The sequence below is a fragment of the Shewanella sp. YLB-07 genome, assembly GCF_009377275.1.
Map to the genome: position 1 here is coordinate 535,881 of NZ_VOQB01000002.1, position 17,543 is coordinate 553,423.

The following is a 17,543-nucleotide window of genomic DNA, read 5'->3' on the forward strand; positions in this document are numbered from 1 at the left end:
AGTAACTCACCATTTCAAGAAACAAAGGGGGCGTATCAAATAAGGTCAAATATTCTTGTAAACCACCAAGTTGTAGATACGGCTGCGAGCTTCCAAAACATGGCCAAAAATGTTCCCTACATTTTCTGGCATTCCCCACATATATGGAGGTCAGATTCCGGCCCAAAAGAGCTACCGGAATGACGGTTATACAAACAACAAGAAAATGCAATAAGCCTTCATTCGAAGGCTAGCTAACTTTCGGCAAAAGCAATTCACCACGGAGTACACAGAGGACACGAAGAAGAGCATAAAAAGCTCAATCGAAGAGAGAAAATAACTCAGTGCAGATGCGGCTGCGAGCTTCCAAAACATGGCCAAAAATGTTCCCTACATTTTCTGGCATTCCCCACATCCATGTGGGTCAGATGTTTTGGCAGAGCCCACACGGCCAATTTTGCTCCATACAAAATTTGGCATTTCCTCCATCCATGGAGGTCAGATTCCGGCTCAAAAGCTCTACCGGAATGATGAGAAGGAACAAGCAAAACAAAATGAACTAAACAAAAAATGTAATCAGCCTTCATTCGAAGGCCAAATTACTGTTTACTCAATACCTGGCCCAGATATAGCTGAAGTAGGCCATCGAGTGTTTGAATATCGACGCCAGTCAGTTGTTGGATCTTATCCAGGCGATATCTTAAGGTATTTCTATGGATAAAGAGTTCATTAGCACACTGCTGTAGATCACCGAAGTGTTGCAGGTAAGCGGTTAAGGTCTTACTGAGTTGACCATTTTTATCAGCATCGACGAGTGATTGATAGGGCGTGGTCAGCTCTCTACCTCGCCAGTCTCCTCTGAGTCCGGAGAGTAATACAAGTAGTGAAAAGTCTTCATAGAGGTATTTACTTTCATTGGGTCTGAGCTGTTGACCTAAGGCTAAGGTTTCTCTGGCTGTGGTGTAGGAACGGCTTATATCGGCAGGGCTGGGGAAAAAATGGCCTAGCGCAATCTTTAATCTGACATTCAACTCTTCTGGGATACGGGTGAGAAGCTGATCGATGCGCTGGCTCTCAAGATGCGGGTCCCACTTGTTGCCATCAAGAAACGCGGGCTTTAAGATCACCAACTCAGTCATAGAGGTCATGGCGACCAAGTTACCACGTGAAGGGGTCTCCAATAGGTTGAGCACTTTTTTGAGTAAGGAGTTTGCTGAGGTTTGCTCTTCATCACCCTGGACTTGAATCACCGCGACTACACGAGGGGCGTCTATCTCTATATTGAGTTGTAGGGCCCAGTCTCTAACTTGAGGCGAAAATTCAGTGTCTGATTTTATCAGTTGAAGAATAAACTCTTCTTTTTGACGATATTGCCATTGAGCAAGCTCTAAGGAGTTGGCTTGCTCGACGATCATCTCGGCGGTCATTTTAAGTAGCTCACCGTAGTTTCTTAAGGTTTCAGGTTCACCTGTGATGCCAATAACGCCAATGATCTCGCCTTTATAATGTAAGGGTAAGTTAATACCTGCTTTTACCCCATGAAGATTAGCCGCCATGGCTGAATTAATTACAACACTTCGATTCTGGCTAATCGCCAGCAGGGCACCTTCATGAGTGGAGCCGATACGGTGTGGATCGCCCGAGCCTAAGATGACAGCTTTATCATTCATCACATTAATATTGTGATGGATAATTTTCATGGTTCGTTCAACAATTTGTTGGGCTAGGTTGGGATCTAGAAAATACACATTTAGCGTCTCGAAGGTGTTTCTATTAGCTTAAGGTATTTTGGAAGGGCTAACTATGAGATATGGCAAACTTTTATACCGATACTTTTATTTACCGCTCTTGTTTGTCCAAAGACTGGGGGCAAACAAGAGCTGGGGCTTTTATTTCACGGTGATATAAATAACGCTATTCAAAATAGTGATTTATTTGCCAGCTAGATGTTGTTCCAGGTTTGGCCACAAGTACACTCAGAGTGTCATTCGATTCTTGTGTGATAACGGCTTGTAACAAGTAGTGACTGGTGTTGCTGTAATCCGGGCTTGTGCCAGAGGGAATAGCGAAGACATTAACTTCAGCCAGATTTTGATCATATTTAATAGGCGCAGACACTTGGTTAAAGGCCAAGTTGAGGGCAATAGCGGTTTGTGCATCAGCATTATAGATATCGATACTGCGGGGCTCTAAGGCGTTAGCGTGAAACAAGCGATAGCTGGCTTGCTCACCTTCGAGCTTGTTGATGCGGATAAGTGACACGGCTTGAGTCGTAGGTTTCTCACCTGTAGCAAGTAGGAACAGGTCTTGTTGAGTATTGCTATAAGTCATGGTGCTTGTGCTGAGCAAAGACTGATTATTGAGCGCGTCTTTTACTGTGAAGCTTAAATTGGCTTGAGTTAGGCCAGTCCAGCCAAAGTTAGATGTTCTTTGTCGCTCTAAATAATCGATATTTGAGGCTATTTCAACTTCATCTATGCCGATATGCTCATAGAAGAGATCGACTTTAGTGGCTAATTGAGTATTAGGAATAAGGTTAATGAAATCAGCATTGAATTGATACGTGCTGCTGTTGCCTGAATTTCCATTTGTCTCTGCTGTGGAGTTTGCGCCGCCACCGCTACATGCCGTGAGCACACTGATTGATAATAGGGTGAATAACCGAGGTAAGTGAAATTGTGCCAGGCGAGAAGATACTACTGATGCCATAAACTTAAGTTCCGTCTAAACTAATCCATATGCAGTAATTTTATATGTGTTACAGGTATTACATCAAGGTATATATCTTGTTGAATCTAACATTTATGGTATTTACCGATGTAATCAATATTATGGGTCTTCTGAATCTCGAGTTAAGACTGAGATTTCTTAGCAAGTTTATTTTGGTACATGTATTCGTCGGCAATTTTTAACAATGATTCGAGATCGGTTTCTTCACCAGGTTTGAGCACGGCATAACCGAATGAGTATTCTATCTCAGTTTTTAAGGAGCAAGCCGATAAATGCTCAGCCATTCTGTGATTGAACAGTTCGACACAGTGCTCGTTTTCAGCATGAATCAATACCAGAAACTCATCGCCGCCCCACCTGGCGACTAAGTCACAGCTTCGACTGTTCACTTTCAGTGTTTTTGCGAAGACTTTTAAGATGTCATCTCCAATTTCATGGCCAAAAATGTCATTGGCTTCTTTAAAATGATCCAGGTCGAAATAAAGCAAAATAAGTTGCCGGTTGAGTCTCTGGGCTAAGTCTTGAGTGCTGAGAAGCAGGTCTTCGAAGCCACGTCGATTATAGATTTGTGTTAATGGGTCGGTATAGCTGAGTGTCAGCAGTTGATTCTCTTTATACAGATGACGAAGGTCACTATCGATCACCTCTTTAATGACTCCAAGCGCATTGATATAGGTTTCAGGGTAATCGGTGGCCTTAGTGTCTAACACACACAGGGTGCCGAAAATGCTGCCATCGGGCCAGGAGATAGGTAAGCCTAAGTAAGAGACATAGTTATCTTCGGTGTATTCTGGGTTATTGCTCCATTGGGGATCGAGCTTGGCGTCTTTAACATAGAGCTCGATCGAGTTTTTGACTACGTGATGACAATAGATATTAGTGTCTAAATCGACACTCCCCGGTTGATAATGTGTCTCTGGTTTTTGTGACGCTATGATGACTTCGATGCCCTTGAGATTAGCTTGATTGATGAAAGTAGCCGGAGCATGGAACATGTCGGCGACAGTGTTTACCAGCCGCTGCCATCTTTGCCAGTCGATCTCCTCTATCTCTAGCTCTAAAATAGATGAGTAAGGGTAAGGAGCACGTGTTGGACTTAGCATGTCACTCACAAATTGACCTCAGATCTTGTGTTATTAAAATTAAGTTTAGCTAAGGCCTAGAGGTTTTGTTGGGTGAGTGGATGTTTATTACTCATTTAAGATAATAGTATGAGGGGCCTAGTCTGTGGAGTGATTCGTTTCAAGTTAAGCATTTAGCTCAACCCTGAACTGTTAATATATCTTTCACCTTGTTTCTGAGTCTTGGAATGACCTCTGCCTCAAACTCTGGATGGCGTTTAAGCCAGATATTATTCCTCGGGCTTGGATGAGGCAGGGCGATGCTTGCTGGCCAATACTCCTGCCAGTTCATCACAGCCTGAGTCACTGACAGCTTATTTTTTCCTTGTTTACTATTCAGGTGATAGTCGATGGCATATTGGCCTAGAATGATAGTCAGCTCGATATGGGCTAACTCTTCAAACAAGGTTTGACGCCAGATCGGCGCACATAATGGCATGGGCGGTTTGTCGCCGGATTTTTTACCATTTCTGATTATGGTGCCGGGAAAACAAAATCCCATAGGTACTATGGCAAACAGGTTTGCATCGTAAAACTGTTCCTCTGTTACACCTAACCAGTCTCTGAGTCGTTTACCACTGGGGTCGTGAAAGGGCGCTCCTTTCTCGTGGGCTTTTATGCCTGGTGCTTGGCCAGCAATTAATATTTTGGCATTTTGCGAGATTTGGATGATAGGCTTTGCAGGCAAAGGCAGCTCAGCCTGACATAAGTTACAGGCTGAGATTTTTGCTTTGAGCTGCAGGAACTTATCAGATGGTTTCATTCATTATATGAGGTCATTGTTTATCGAATCATTATGACTCATCTATTGCGTGAATACTTGCAAGGTTTGTAAGCCAGTTTTTCGAGCTAGAGACAGTGACGCTAATGTCGATGTGAGACAGTTTTAAAAAATAAAAATGCCAGCGACTAATAAGATAGCAGCTGGCATTTATGTTTTAGCTAGGCCCTAGGCCCTAGGCCCTAGGCCCTAGGCCCTAGGCCCTAGGCCCTCGGAACTTCTTACAACCTATAGCTCATACTCAACATTATGAGGTGGGCTGTGGTAGGTCATAGAGTTGGCTGTTTGAGCTTCATCTATAATCTACCCGAGTTTTTACAACCTATAACTCATACTCAACATTATGAGGTGGGCAGTGTAATCGTGGCTGTTTGAACCAAAACTCACTACATTCCAGATACCGTCAGGTGCTATCTCATTGCCAGCATCATTATCTTGGTATTTCTCCATCTTATAATCTAAGCGAAGCGCCATTTTTTCGGTGGCTTGATACTGACCATAGATGTTGATGTTATGGGACTTGGCATAGTAGTCGCCGTAATCTCCGGTGACACCTTGGGTGACCTGAGTATTACTGTCTGAATTTGAATAAGTGTAATCTACGCCTAAACGTAACTTTTTCTCCATCAGGTTGTTATAACTCCAGCCTGCACCGATCACATCGACCTGATCTTCAACCACACCAAACCAGTTTGGCGTGCTGAAGTTAGTGCTACCTGATTGATCTGATTCTATGTTCTGACGGTTATAAAATGCCGTCAATGTCATATCATCGTTGATCAGGTAACTTGCACTGACATCATAACTAAGATCTCTAGATTCAGTTAAACCAATCTGGGTGTCGTTATAGTCATCCAGTGCGTATCGCGTACCTAAGTCGATAGTCAACGCCTCGGTAGGGCTGTGAGTGATACGAGCCTCAACCATGGTGCGTTTGCGATCTGCTAGGTTGTACTTACGTAGCAGGTCGTTAGACTCGTTTGAAGTCCACTCTGATGCTTGGTATTCAGAACCGTCACGCTCGCCATAGCTACCCTTGATCCACATATCCCAGTTTTCGAACTTACTCAGACGGAACTTGCTCCAGAGTGTGTGTTCGTTGGTGGTTTCTCTATCTTGATAGCTACGGTCATCCTGGCGGTAATCATAACCCGCTTCGAGTCGCATACCGCGAGTGATGCGATAGTTGGCACTTAATTTAGCCCTTTGTGTGGTGATGTCATAGGGCGTGTTATAGGCAGCTTGCCCTGTTGTTGAGTCTATGCTTATCTGCGTCCATTCTTCAACGTTAGTCTTGTTGTCACGATCGCTATAATCATAGCTTGCCTTAATACTCACGCTGCGATTTAAGCGGGAGACTAGCTTCAAGTTCACACCTGTCATGTCGACGCGACCATCGAGGGATTCTGCTGGCATCTGGTAACCGTACCCAGAGGTGACAAACGCTTGATCTTGGGTCATTTGTCCGTAATGAACGCGGCCACTCAAGATAGTCTTATCGGCAGTGACTCGGCCCATCAATGAAACCGTATGAGCTTCATTGTCAGGATCTAATGCCATGGTGCCTTGAGTTTGCGCGCCGAACGTTGGGTTAAAGGCGTTATCAAACGTTAGCTGACTATACTGGTTTTTAAAGCTCGAACCTGAGTAGTTAAGTGCTGTGAACCAGTTGTCACCTTTAAGCTTTATACCTGCTTCTACCGTATCTGTGGTGTAATCGACGGGTTCAGCTAACATCATAGACTGGTTATAGAAACTACCAGAAGCTTGCTTAAGTCCGGTCTTATTTTCACGTTGATAATTTAGATAAGTGGTCCATAACTCCTCACCCGGATCAGCATCAAACGTATAGTCGAAACCAAGTCCGGCTCGTTTACGCTTAAGTGATAACTCCATAGGGTTCAGGCTGCTGTATAGCTGAGTCATATCTTGACTCGAACCTGCCGTCTGCCAGTTATCTGGCAGGGTTAGATGGTCTCCACCAACGCCCTGATAAGGTGACATGGCGCTGTCTGTTTTATAGGTGGCAATCTGACGATAGTTAAGGTTCAGGTTGTACTGACCGGATTTACCGGCATTAATATCTAAACGGCCATTTTCCATGCCGAGGTTATCGGCCTCTATGGTGGCGCGGTAACCTGATTCGCTAACATATTTCAGATCTGCATCTAGCTTAGCCGCTAAGTCGTTTTCGGCTGCGAAGGCGTTGGCAGAGCGAATATCATCGCTATTGTTATAGCCCATGCCGACACCGACAGTGCCGTTAACGCCAGTTTCGACAACGCAGCGTTTACACGCCCACTTGTCGAACTTAACCTTGTCGGTATTCGCATCTTGAATACCATAGCCGCCAGCTGCCATTGCCGTGCTGACAAAGCCAGCATTAGCAAGTAGGGCGAGGGTGACTAAATTTAATTTGAATTTCATCTTCTCGACTCCGTTTAGCGCTGAAATAGCTTGCCAGATGGGTGGTTAGAACCATGGATCTGGCTATGGCAGTTCAAACAGCTGCGACCACCAGTGAATGCATTGCCACCTACGGTTGAGCCTTGATCTGTGTTGCCCATGTAGGCACTACTGGAATGACCGTCACTGGCATGACATTGCTGACAAAGCTGAGGAGCACGAGTCTTCAGCATCCCTTCGTTCACCGAACCGTGTGGATTGTGACAAGCGACACAATCTTCAGTTACGGGTGCATGCTCCCACAGTTTTGGGCCGCGCTTCTCGGCGTGACAGGAGTAACATGTCTCGTTAACCGTAGGTTTTACAAGATCTGAGTCGCTCAAAGTGCCATGTGGATTATGACAATCGCTACACACCATTTGGGCCCACTTCATCGGGTGGCTTGAGCGCTTGTTCATGTCAGCTTTTTGCTTGGTGTGACAACTAGTACAGACTTCCATCTCGGTGTTTTTAGACAAAACAGGGTCTTTATCTGTGTGTATGGAGTGACAAGAAGCACAAGCAACGTCGGCATTGTCATGGTGTCCACCATTCCAATCCATACGCTTATCATCTAAGTGACAGCTCATACAGACACTGTTTTGTTTTTCGGCTGACAGAGTCGAGTCTGGACCGAAGGCGATCATTGGCTCGTTACCGCCGCGGTTATGCTTACCAAGAGGGCCGTGACAGGCTTCACATTGAAGACCAGCCATAGGGCTCTTACTTGAATCGATTGAGCCATGGACACCTTTAAACAGATCCATCACTTTTTCAGATTTACGGTGACACATTAAGCAAGAATCGGCGCCTTTAGGGGAGTATTTACCTTCGGCAAACTTCTTATCTAATGTGGCTTCGACTTCATCGGGAGTCATCTTGGCATCCCACTTTGACGCGTGAGCGACAGAAGTCATACCGAGAGACAAGACTGCTGACACTAGCAGTACGGGGAGCACTGACAGTGAAACAGATTTTAGTGTATTAATGATTTTCATATTTGGCTTCCTAATCTGCACAAATTCGCTTGAAAGCAGGGGGAGAGGACTCCCCCTTTCAAACTCTCTATTTATCGTTAAGAGTTGAGCAAATTACATCTTCACCGAAGTGTGATCATTGATGCTTGGGTTGTGACACAAGAAACAGGTTTCAAGTTGGGCTGCATCGTTGGCGGCTTCATAGGAACCGTCGATGATGGCACCTTGACCTTCAGCGTGTGGCTTGAAGCTATCGCTATGACTATGACAAGAGCTACATGTTGCCGCGATAGGTGTGCTGTATTTGCCTGATGAGGTTGCTAACGCACCTTTCACCTTGAAAGCATCAAGGTTGAAGTCGTTATGACACTGACTACAGGTCATGCCTGAAATAATGCCGTAATCACCAGAACTATGTACTGAGTGAAGTTTCATCTCGAGTGCACCTTTGTTGCCGCCACTCATGTAAGTACCATCTGGAGTGTGACAAGCGACACAGCCATCAACACCAACAATCATCTCACCCGCTTCGTTGATGCGGCCTAGCTGCTCTGTCATCACGAAACCTGCATGGTACTCTTGATGTAGCTCCCACTCGGTGCCATGACAGCTTTCACAAGCTGCAAAGTTAACTGAATCTGTGTGACGTACACTCGGTGCTTCACCAGAAAGTGTGCCGTGGGCAAGCTCTGCTTTCATTGATGTGCTATCAACGCCTTCACCACAGGCAAGCAGATCAGTACCGTCGTTGCATAAGGTCAGGCCGATAAAGCTAAATGCTGTATCAGTATCTGCGCCGACTTCACCGTAAGGAAGGTTAGCGATTGTGGTGACAAATTTACCATCAACAATAGAGGCTGCTTCATCGAGGGTGCCATCTTTAACTAGATTAATAAGCACTTTATGCTCACCATTACCAGGGCTTGGGTTGTAGCCCATTATCGGGAAGTTAGGACCCACGTTAGTGATAGATTCCAGTTGCTCAATATTAGTCAATAATGTTGCAGCATCTATTGCGGCGCCGTCAGCACCAGTAATGGTAATGCTGAGTGTGGTATCGCTACCTGAGTCTGTGGCTATCGCAGTAAGGCTTGCTTCCATACCATATTGGTCGATAAGTGCTTTCTTCTCAACGAAGCCACCCATATGAAGCTCTTCTGTCCAACTTGCGTTATGACAAGCGATACAGTTGCTGTTGTCATTTTGCTGAGAGTGACCTTCACCGGCTTTAAAGTCGATGTTAACGTGACAACTTGTACAGGTTTCCATGGTTGGAACGCGCGTCCAGTTGCCCCATTCACTTAGCTCATTGCTACCTTCTTCAGGTGCAATGTGACAGGTTTGACACTTGTCTTGCAGCAAAGCGTGCGCTTTTTCTGCATCTTTAGTGAATTCACCAGTATCTTTGTCAGCTTTATAGCCTTTGGCTGAGTTGTGTACGTTGTGAACCAGGTGAGTGAAGGCCACTTCTGGCTTACCGCGCCCTTCGGCCCACTCTTGGGTATGACAAGATGCACAGGTTTCTGCTGAAGTGTAGCTGTGATAAATTGCTTCTCCTGCAGCATGGCAAGAAGCACAGGTTTCAGTTGAAACTATGTCTTTGGTATAAAGCGCTTGGTAGCCGTCACCTGAGAAATCTTCTGAAAGCTCGGTACGTGGTACAGAAGTTACGCCATCTTGCAGTGTCGATGCACTGGCGATAACGTTGTATCTTTGAGTTAGCTCTGAATTATAGCCTTCAACCTCAATGGTGAAGCTATAGTTGCCATTCTTGTGGTCGGTAAAGGTTTTCTCAGAACCAATTTTCTGCCACTGAGCGCTGTCACCAGCGCCGGTAGAACCTTGTGGGAGAAGCTGGGCAACGGCTTTAACTTCCAAGTCTTTTAAACCTACAACCGGAAGGTCTTCTTCGTTAGTGGCGAAGACTTCAATGGTTGGCATGCCGTCTTGGTAAGTCACCTTAGTCACATCTAAGTTGAGTACATTAACTACATCGGCAGCTGGACCGCCTGGGTTGCCGTCATCACCATTATTACCGTCACTGCCACCACAACCGGTTAAGGCTAGAGATACAGCACTTGCTGCCAATAGCAGCACAAACTTATTATTTATCACGTTCATCATTTTTTCCCTGCATAGGTTTGACATTGGCTCAAGTGCTTGGTCAGCTAAGCTAACCGATTATCATTTAGATGATTTCATTATTAGTGCTACTTAAGTCGATGCTGGAAATATAATTCCCTAGGGGAAGGCTAACGTAATAGGGGGGTGAAATCTGCAAAGCAGGTGTTAATGTGTGACCAAGATCCGCCTATTTATAAAGTGGTAGTTTAGACAGGGGGGAAACGCTATTCCAGATCAATAAATGAGCGGGTTAGTTGATAACTATTCTCAGTTAAGTTGATGTTATGTATGGTAAGTGTTTAATATTTTCTTTTTTTACTTACGCAGATAAAATAAAGGGAGGCTAAGCCTCCCTTTGGGTATAAAAAATGATGGTTTAACGGCTAGAGAGCGAGTGCTAATTCATCATATTTAGTTAGTGCTTGCCGCTGATTAGTTACCGTGAAGTTCCATTAACTTCTCTGGAGAGTGACAAGTTGAACAGGTCTCTTTCGCACGATTTTGAACGTCTTCAGCGCTGATACCATCTAAGATACCGCCGTTTGTTTCGATGTGAGATTTACCAGAATCACTGAGGTATTTCTGGTGGCAGCTCATACATGAACCCGCATCAGAAGAGACCCACATGTCTTCTCCAGTCAACATGTCACCGTAGCGCCATGTACGCTCTGGAGCTCGGCCAAGTTGAATACCGTCATCAGTATGACAGGTCATACAATCGGTTTTTACTACAGTACTCGAACCAACACCTGCATATTTCAGGTAATGTCCTTCAGCTTCATGTGCTTTGTAAGCGAAACTGGTTGGCTTCTTAGCATTAGGGTACTGCTCACTCGCATTACTTTTAGTGGTCTTGTCTGATGTATGACATGTCTGGCAATTCACACCATTGTTGTAGTGATAAATCTCCTGATTGTGGCAACCTGCACACTTAGTTGGGTCGATAATGTCACGACGCGCCATAGGAGCTGTGTCTAAGTCTGCACCTGTGTCACTCCAAATAAAATGGAACGGCTCATCTTTCACTTCAACTTTGCGAACACCTTCAGTTGTACAATCTGTCATTTCCACGACAGGGCGGCCATAACCACCATTGTTGTAACAAATTTTAAGTGCAGACCAAAGCTCAAACGTTTTTCCGCTTGCATCGGCAGGAAGGTCGATACCAGCATAAGTCATCACCCATGCATTAGCTGCAGCGTCATAGATGCCTTCGCTAAGTTTCATACGACGTTTGCTATATGAAGCTTCAGAGTATGAAGGGAAGTCTTTATCGCTGTCCCAAGCCATTACAATACGAGAACCAGTATCGACAAACTCTGCAGCTAATGGCAGGCCATCAGTACCCAGCACTTGAACTGTGGTTGTGAACTTACCATCGCTATCAACACCAATTTCAGAGAATTGTACACTCATCTCTTGGGTTTCATTGTAGGCTTTCATGATATCGCCGTGAGCTTCTTTAGCACTACGTGCATAGCCTTCTTCGATATGACAAGACATACAGTTTTCGTTGCTTGGATCGTGATATGCCTTAGGCATAGTCGTGTGACAGGCAATACAAGCTTGGTTGCTTTGATTGGCTTCGAATAAGTCCGCATTAACTGGTGCATTTTCGCCTGTGACGTGACATGAGGTACAGTCAGCAGCAGGTCCCTGAGGGAACATCACTTTACCGTAATCGTGAACGCCACCACCGTATCCTATAACCTTGTAAGGTGCTGGAATATTGCCATTCTCATCAGCGTCAGGTGAGTCAGGGCTATAAGTTGTTCTGCTATTTCCTTTATGGATAGCGTGGATCATATAGGTGAAGTCGACACTGTTACCACTTTCAGGATCGCCTGAAGTCGCAGTATGACAAGATACACAGTTTTCAAGATTGATTCGACGCCCACCGTGGAACTCTAGGCTATCTGGTTGGTGACAGGTGTAACAGGTTTCGATAGAAACGACTTCACGAGTTTGAATGCCGTCAGTGGTGCCAGTAGATGGCTGCCAATCATAATTTGCATTTGCAGCAAAGCTAGGTAACTCAAGTTCCAATGTGGCACGTTGAGTGTAGTCTGCGTTGTAAATGACTTCAACAGGCGTTGTGACGTTGCCAATATTTTGTTGGAAGGAATAAGTATATGTCCCATCGTTATTATCAACAAAACAGGTTTCGCAATCACTGGCTTTTTCTACATTAGCCTGGAACTGATTCGTTGGGTTAATATCTGATTCACCTTCAGGAACCCAGTCCGGGTTAGGTGATTTTTCAGCATTGATATAGGCTTGCCATTGGTAACCACGGTCGTATTCTGTGGGTACGCCATCTTTGTCGTTCATGGTTTCGGTAACATGTGCAAGCTGAGCGATACCAAAACGCAGATCGTGATCTTTAGTCAGGCCGAGAACGGCAACACCATTATCATTTTCAAGAGTGAAGTCGACGGTGACTATGCCCGCTTCGACAGCAGCATTAGTAAATATCGCATTGACACTCTTAGCCGAGTCTATATTTACGCCAATAGGACCAGGCTTGCCATCTTCACCATCACTACCGTCGCTGCCGCAACCAGCAAGTGCAAGAGAGAGTATCCCTGCACTGAGTACAGCTTTGGCTGCTGCACTCTTTTTTAGATTAAAAGAGTTGAACTTTTTCATCATGATTATTCCCTGCAATAGTTTTAATCATCACTGAGTCACTATTTAAGCGTTTGCTTTATAAGCTTTGCGATATATAAGAGTAATTCTCATTATCAACTTGTTGTTAAACAGCAACTTAGTGTGTGGAATTTATTTCCCTTGGTAAGGCTAACTAAGCAGCGAATTTTTAGCAGTTGTTTTAGCTAGTTTATGTGAACTAGGTCTGACTATTTCTTTAGGGGTAGGTGAAAGAGGGGTTTTCAGCCGTTCTTAAGGATCGGATAAGCTAAACACTCGTGGAAGAGGCTAAATATTTATCAGAGGTTTAGTGTGGGTTATTTGATATTTCGTTGCTATTGGGTGGTGTTCTTAGCCTGAGATGTCAGGTATCTAAATAGTGAATGTTAGAGTATTACTTTTTAGATATAAAAAGCAGGAAGGTTTACTTCCTGCTTCAGATTGCTCAATTAAACTATTTTCGTAGCTCGTAGCTCGTAGCTCGTAGCTCGTAGCTCGTAGCTAAATGTATCTAATACTGAGTTGGATGAACCGCATCGACGCCATTAGTTTTACCTTCGGCGTGACAAGTTGCGCAGCTTTCACTGCCAGGCACATAACTCCCTCTGGTGTCGTTAGCTGCGCCGCCATTAGCCCGTATATGCGCCACTAAAGAGTCTTTTACGCCGTGACAACTGACACAGGTTGCCGCGATAGGTGAGAATTCAACAGCTCCAAGTACTGAGTCCGTTGAAGGTGTCGCGACCATAGCGCTCAAGCCATCCATCTTTAGCTGGCCCTTATCATGACAGACTGCACAGTTGCCATAATGCTCAGGGAAGGTCACAGGATCTTGAGTCGAGCGCTTGCTGGCATGGTGTGCATGAATGCGGACTTTAAAGTCGATATGATCGATAATCGATTTCGAGTCAGCGCCTGAACGAGTGGGGTTATGACACATCTGACACTCACCCTCGAAGTTGCTGTAACTGCCGCTGTGTTTGAAGCCGATGCCAAACTTACCGATAAACTTCTCATCATGGCAATTGGCACAGGTGTCGTTACTGACAACCACTCTTCTGGCCATCACGCTAGTATCACCATTGAGATTGAACGCGACAAGCTCACCGGTGATCACTGCTGGGTTTATAGACTCATGGGTTCCTGTGCCGCAATTTACCCCCATTAGACTGTCTCTATCGACGCACATCTTAGTAGAGACAACACCAGTGGCTGCTTGGCTTTCATCAGGCGTTAACGAGGTTGCACTTGTATATCGATATACCCCATTACTGACCGATGTCGGAGTCATTGAGCGTAAGTCTATTTTTTGTGTTCCTGAGCCAAAGTCTATGTCATTACCAAAGCCAAAATAGAGATTGCTCAATGAGATACGGGCATCGGCATCGGGACTCATTACGGTGGTCGTTAGTGAGCTATCTTTGAATTCTACATCGAAGCTAATCATATCCGTTGCTATCGACACTGACCCTGGCACTAAGCTAGCCGAGTAGCTGTTTTTGGCATTATCTTTTGCTATCGCATCGGTCATATGATGGCCTGCACCTTCCTGGCCTTGCTCGGCATGACAGGTGCTACAAGCATAGTCGGGTTGATACTTATCATGCATTTCAGATTTTATTACTGCGGGATCGCTTGAATCGGAATGACATGAACCACAAGCGAGTGCTCTGTGATGTTTAAAGTTTGCAGCATCGGCTGGCGCCGTTTCGCCTTCGATATGGCAAGTGCGGCAATCGTATATATCGGCAGGGAAGGTGACATCTTGGTAGTCATGGACACTACCGCCATAGCCCACCATAAAATACTCGGACTTGTGGATCTTATGAATCATGTAGCCCATGTCGATAGGGGCCCCCGTTTCTGGATCGCCCGCGTAGCTGGTATGGCACATTTGACAATTTTCGATGGCGTAACGTTTTGAACCATGCATGATGAGCTTTGGTGCCCAGGCGTGACCATAATTATCACTGTGACAGCGCAAACAGGAGTCTTCTAAAAACTCGACCGTGCGCGTGTCCTCTGCACTGACCATCTCACCCGATGAAGGTAAAAAGTCATAATGGGTATTAACCAGCTTCTTGATGTCGCCATCGGCGCGCATCTCCATGGTGACCCTATGAGTTAGGCTAGTATCAAACGTCAGGTCTAAATCACCTACAGATTCAACTGCACTGAGGTTGAGCTGGAAGGTATAGGTATATTCACCCGCAGAAATCTTCTCGACACACTCTTGTTTACAACTTCCCTCAAGAGATGGCTGGATCTGAGGCCCTGCCATCTCTTCATATCCGGCGGGAATATTCTCGGAAACCGGTTCGACCATATTATTGATATAGTTGATCCACTGGGGTGTTTTATAACCTTTGCCGCTTTGAGGAAGCAGCTTGGCTATCCCCATGCCTAATGTGTCGACGCCTTCATAGGTATCAAAGTCTGTGATGGCGACACCATTGGCATTTTCAACACTGAAGCTGACTGTCACTACACCATCCACAATGTCGACTGCACTAATGTTAGTGACTAGCTCATTGGCTTGGCTAACTGAGAAGCCGACTTCTCCGTCTTGTCCATCTTCACCGTCTTTACCATCACTTCCACAGCCTAGTAGTAGGGCAGAGCAGGTCAGTGCGATAACGCTTAGCTTCGAACCTTTTCTTTTGATATCCATAAGTTGCGTTCCATTATCTATACATCATCTCGGGTTGAGGCACTCACTCTTTTATCTGACAGAGTTTATTGAGTGCCTCACTCTTTGTATTCATTCTGTATTGCTACTTTATTGGATGGACTGTCAGTACGTCCGCTGTAGCCCCTTGTCCATGACAGGTTGCACAGCTCTCTGTACCAGAAGTTGCATCTTCCTCGGTCCCCATAAATACAGCGCCTTGCTGAGTCATATGATTTGCGGCATTTGTACTGGAGTGACAGTCGCTACATATTGCAGCGGTAGCACTGGTGAATGTGCCATTGTCAATTGAAAGGGGTTGTACAGCGTTACTCAGCGGCAGTGCTGCAGTTAGGGTTCCTGTATCGTTACTGGTATGGCATTGAGCACAATCACCTATTTGACCTGGATAATTAAGATCTTCAAAACCTTCACGTTGTGAGCTATGTAAACCGTGAATAAGATGCTTAAAGTCTGCGGTTGCAATCGAGGGATTAACAGCACTGGCATCAGCCATCATATTATTGTTATGACATAACTGACATTGTTGCTCCAGGTCGTTACGAGAACCATGAAAATTGAGGGCTTGATCGCCATGACAGCTTCCGCAGGTAGTATTAGTGACAACAATTCGTCTGCCTTCATCCGATATAGAAGCGATTGAGAAGAATTGATGGCTGGATTTTATATTAACGCTTGAAAATTGTTCATTGGCGCAATCACCAAGCATTCCTTCTGAGCTACAAAGTTTACCTTGAATAGCTAAGGTTCCGTGGTCTGATTCGCTTCCCGATGGAACTGTTAGGTCAGTAATGTCATAAGTGTAGATACCTGCACTGCCTGACTTTGGCGGTATTTCTTGTAACTTGATTGATTTTGCCGAACGAGTGGCATAATCAAAGCTTGTTCCCCAGTTAGCTACTACGCGTAAATCAGCCACAAAGTTAAGTTTATCAGCGCTATCTGTGTAAACCTCCCCAGTGACAGGGTTAGAGAGTCTTAGTGAAAAAGTGACAGTCGTGCCTGAGAGGCTAGCAACGGTTATTTGGGCATTAAATTGTGCTAATGCCTCATCGTTACCACCATCATTATGTACACTCATGGTCCAATCGGGATTATGACAAGCCACACAATTGCTGTTATCGACTTGGGCTGGATGCCCTTCACCTGCAGGAAAGTTGATATCGGTATGACATGAACCACATGCCTCCATACCTGGCACACGGGCCCAGTTCATATTTTCAGTCAATGTTTCATCATTGGCATGACAAGTCTGACAATCTGCCAAGGAGCCTGGGAAGCCGGTTAAATGTTTACCGTGTATCATCTGCGGGAAGATATTGTCATTGCTACTCACTTTTCCTTCACTATGACAGGTCACGCAAGTTTCGACTTCGTTGTACTTACTACCGTGAAAAGCGAGATCCTTGTGACAGGTGTTACATGTCTCCATGGTGATCAAATTACGAGTGTAGGCGGCTTCACCTGAATCTTGCCAATCGAAATTTTGGTTAGTTGTTGGTAATGCTGTTCCGTCAGGTAAGCTATCTCCGCCAATCTTAATGACTATGCGTTGGGTGGCTCCTGGCAAATAGCTCATCTCATTCATGCCATCGAAAGCAGCACTGAAAGTATAGGAATACTTTCCATTCTTGTGATCGACAAGCTCGCCTGTACAGCTGCTTGTGCAGCTCTCAGAGGTAAAGTATTGCCACTGACTGCTGTTTCCGGCATTGGTAAAACCTTGGGGAAGAAGCTGAGCTGCAATATACGTTGAGCTAGGTATGCCGACGATGGGCTCATCGTCTTGGTTGTTGACGCTGTAATTCACCGTGGCTACGCCATGAGTAAAAATGACTTCATTAACCTCGACGTTAAGTGAAGATATATCGGTAGCAGGAGGACCGCCGGGTTCTCCTGAGTTACCGGGCTCACCGTCATCACCACCACAAGCCGTTAACAGTAAAGCAAGGATAAGCGGTGCTGCATTTTTCATGTCAAATACACATATTAGATTTGTAATTAGTTTCATCATCTCTTCCTTGGAACATGCTCACACACTGACTTTC

At 45.2% G+C, this 17,543-nt stretch carries 10 protein-coding genes; all 10 read right to left on the reverse strand.

The genetic code is table 11. The features are described 5' to 3' along the window. Nucleotides 1-578: 578 nt before the first annotated feature. On the reverse strand, nt 579-1,727 hold the full coding sequence (locus tag FS373_RS06240) for a sugar diacid recognition domain-containing protein (RefSeq protein ID WP_322619452.1): 1,149 nt from the start codon (nt 1,725-1,727) through the stop codon (nt 579-581). 166 nt (nt 1,728-1,893) lie between these two features. Next, on the reverse strand, nt 1,894-2,688 hold the full coding sequence (locus tag FS373_RS06245) for a hypothetical protein (RefSeq protein ID WP_152828968.1): 795 nt from the start codon (nt 2,686-2,688) through the stop codon (nt 1,894-1,896). A gap of 143 nt (nt 2,689-2,831) precedes the next feature. After that, a complete protein-coding gene (locus FS373_RS06250) occupies nt 2,832-3,812 on the reverse strand; it encodes a GGDEF domain-containing protein (protein ID WP_144049045.1) in 981 nt (326 codons plus the stop codon). Between the two features lie 157 nt (nt 3,813-3,969). Then, entirely contained in the window at nt 3,970-4,593 is a 624-nt protein-coding gene (locus FS373_RS06255) for a uracil-DNA glycosylase family protein (RefSeq protein WP_144047297.1), read from the reverse strand. Nucleotides 4,594-4,926: 333 nt separating this feature from the next. Next, a complete protein-coding gene (locus FS373_RS06260; protein WP_152828969.1) occupies nt 4,927-7,038 on the reverse strand; it encodes an MtrB/PioB family decaheme-associated outer membrane protein in 2,112 nt (703 codons plus the stop codon). 14 nt (nt 7,039-7,052) lie between these two features. Next, nucleotides 7,053-8,054 carry a DmsE family decaheme c-type cytochrome gene (locus tag FS373_RS06265; RefSeq protein ID WP_144047295.1) on the reverse strand — a complete coding sequence of 334 codons (1,002 nt, stop codon included), beginning with the start codon at nt 8,052-8,054 and terminating at the stop codon, nt 7,053-7,055. A gap of 93 nt (nt 8,055-8,147) precedes the next feature. After that, the gene (locus FS373_RS06270) at nt 8,148-10,157 is read right to left on the reverse strand and encodes an OmcA/MtrC family decaheme c-type cytochrome (RefSeq protein ID WP_152828970.1); all 2,010 of its coding nucleotides are present in this window, start codon (nt 10,155-10,157) and stop codon (nt 8,148-8,150) included. A gap of 432 nt (nt 10,158-10,589) precedes the next feature. After that, nucleotides 10,590-12,809 (reverse strand): OmcA/MtrC family decaheme c-type cytochrome, encoded by a 2,220-nt coding sequence (locus tag FS373_RS06275; protein WP_152828971.1) that lies wholly within the window; start codon nt 12,807-12,809, stop codon nt 10,590-10,592. A 508-nt stretch (nt 12,810-13,317) separates the two neighbouring features. After that, complete coding sequence (locus FS373_RS06280) at nt 13,318-15,477, reverse strand: OmcA/MtrC family decaheme c-type cytochrome (RefSeq protein ID WP_152828972.1); 2,160 nt, start codon at nt 15,475-15,477, stop codon at nt 13,318-13,320. 103 nt (nt 15,478-15,580) lie between these two features. Continuing rightward, nucleotides 15,581-17,470, reverse strand: coding sequence for an OmcA/MtrC family decaheme c-type cytochrome (locus FS373_RS06285; RefSeq protein ID WP_227992511.1), 1,890 nt, complete (start codon nt 17,468-17,470; stop codon nt 15,581-15,583). Nucleotides 17,471-17,543: the final 73 nt, after the last annotated feature.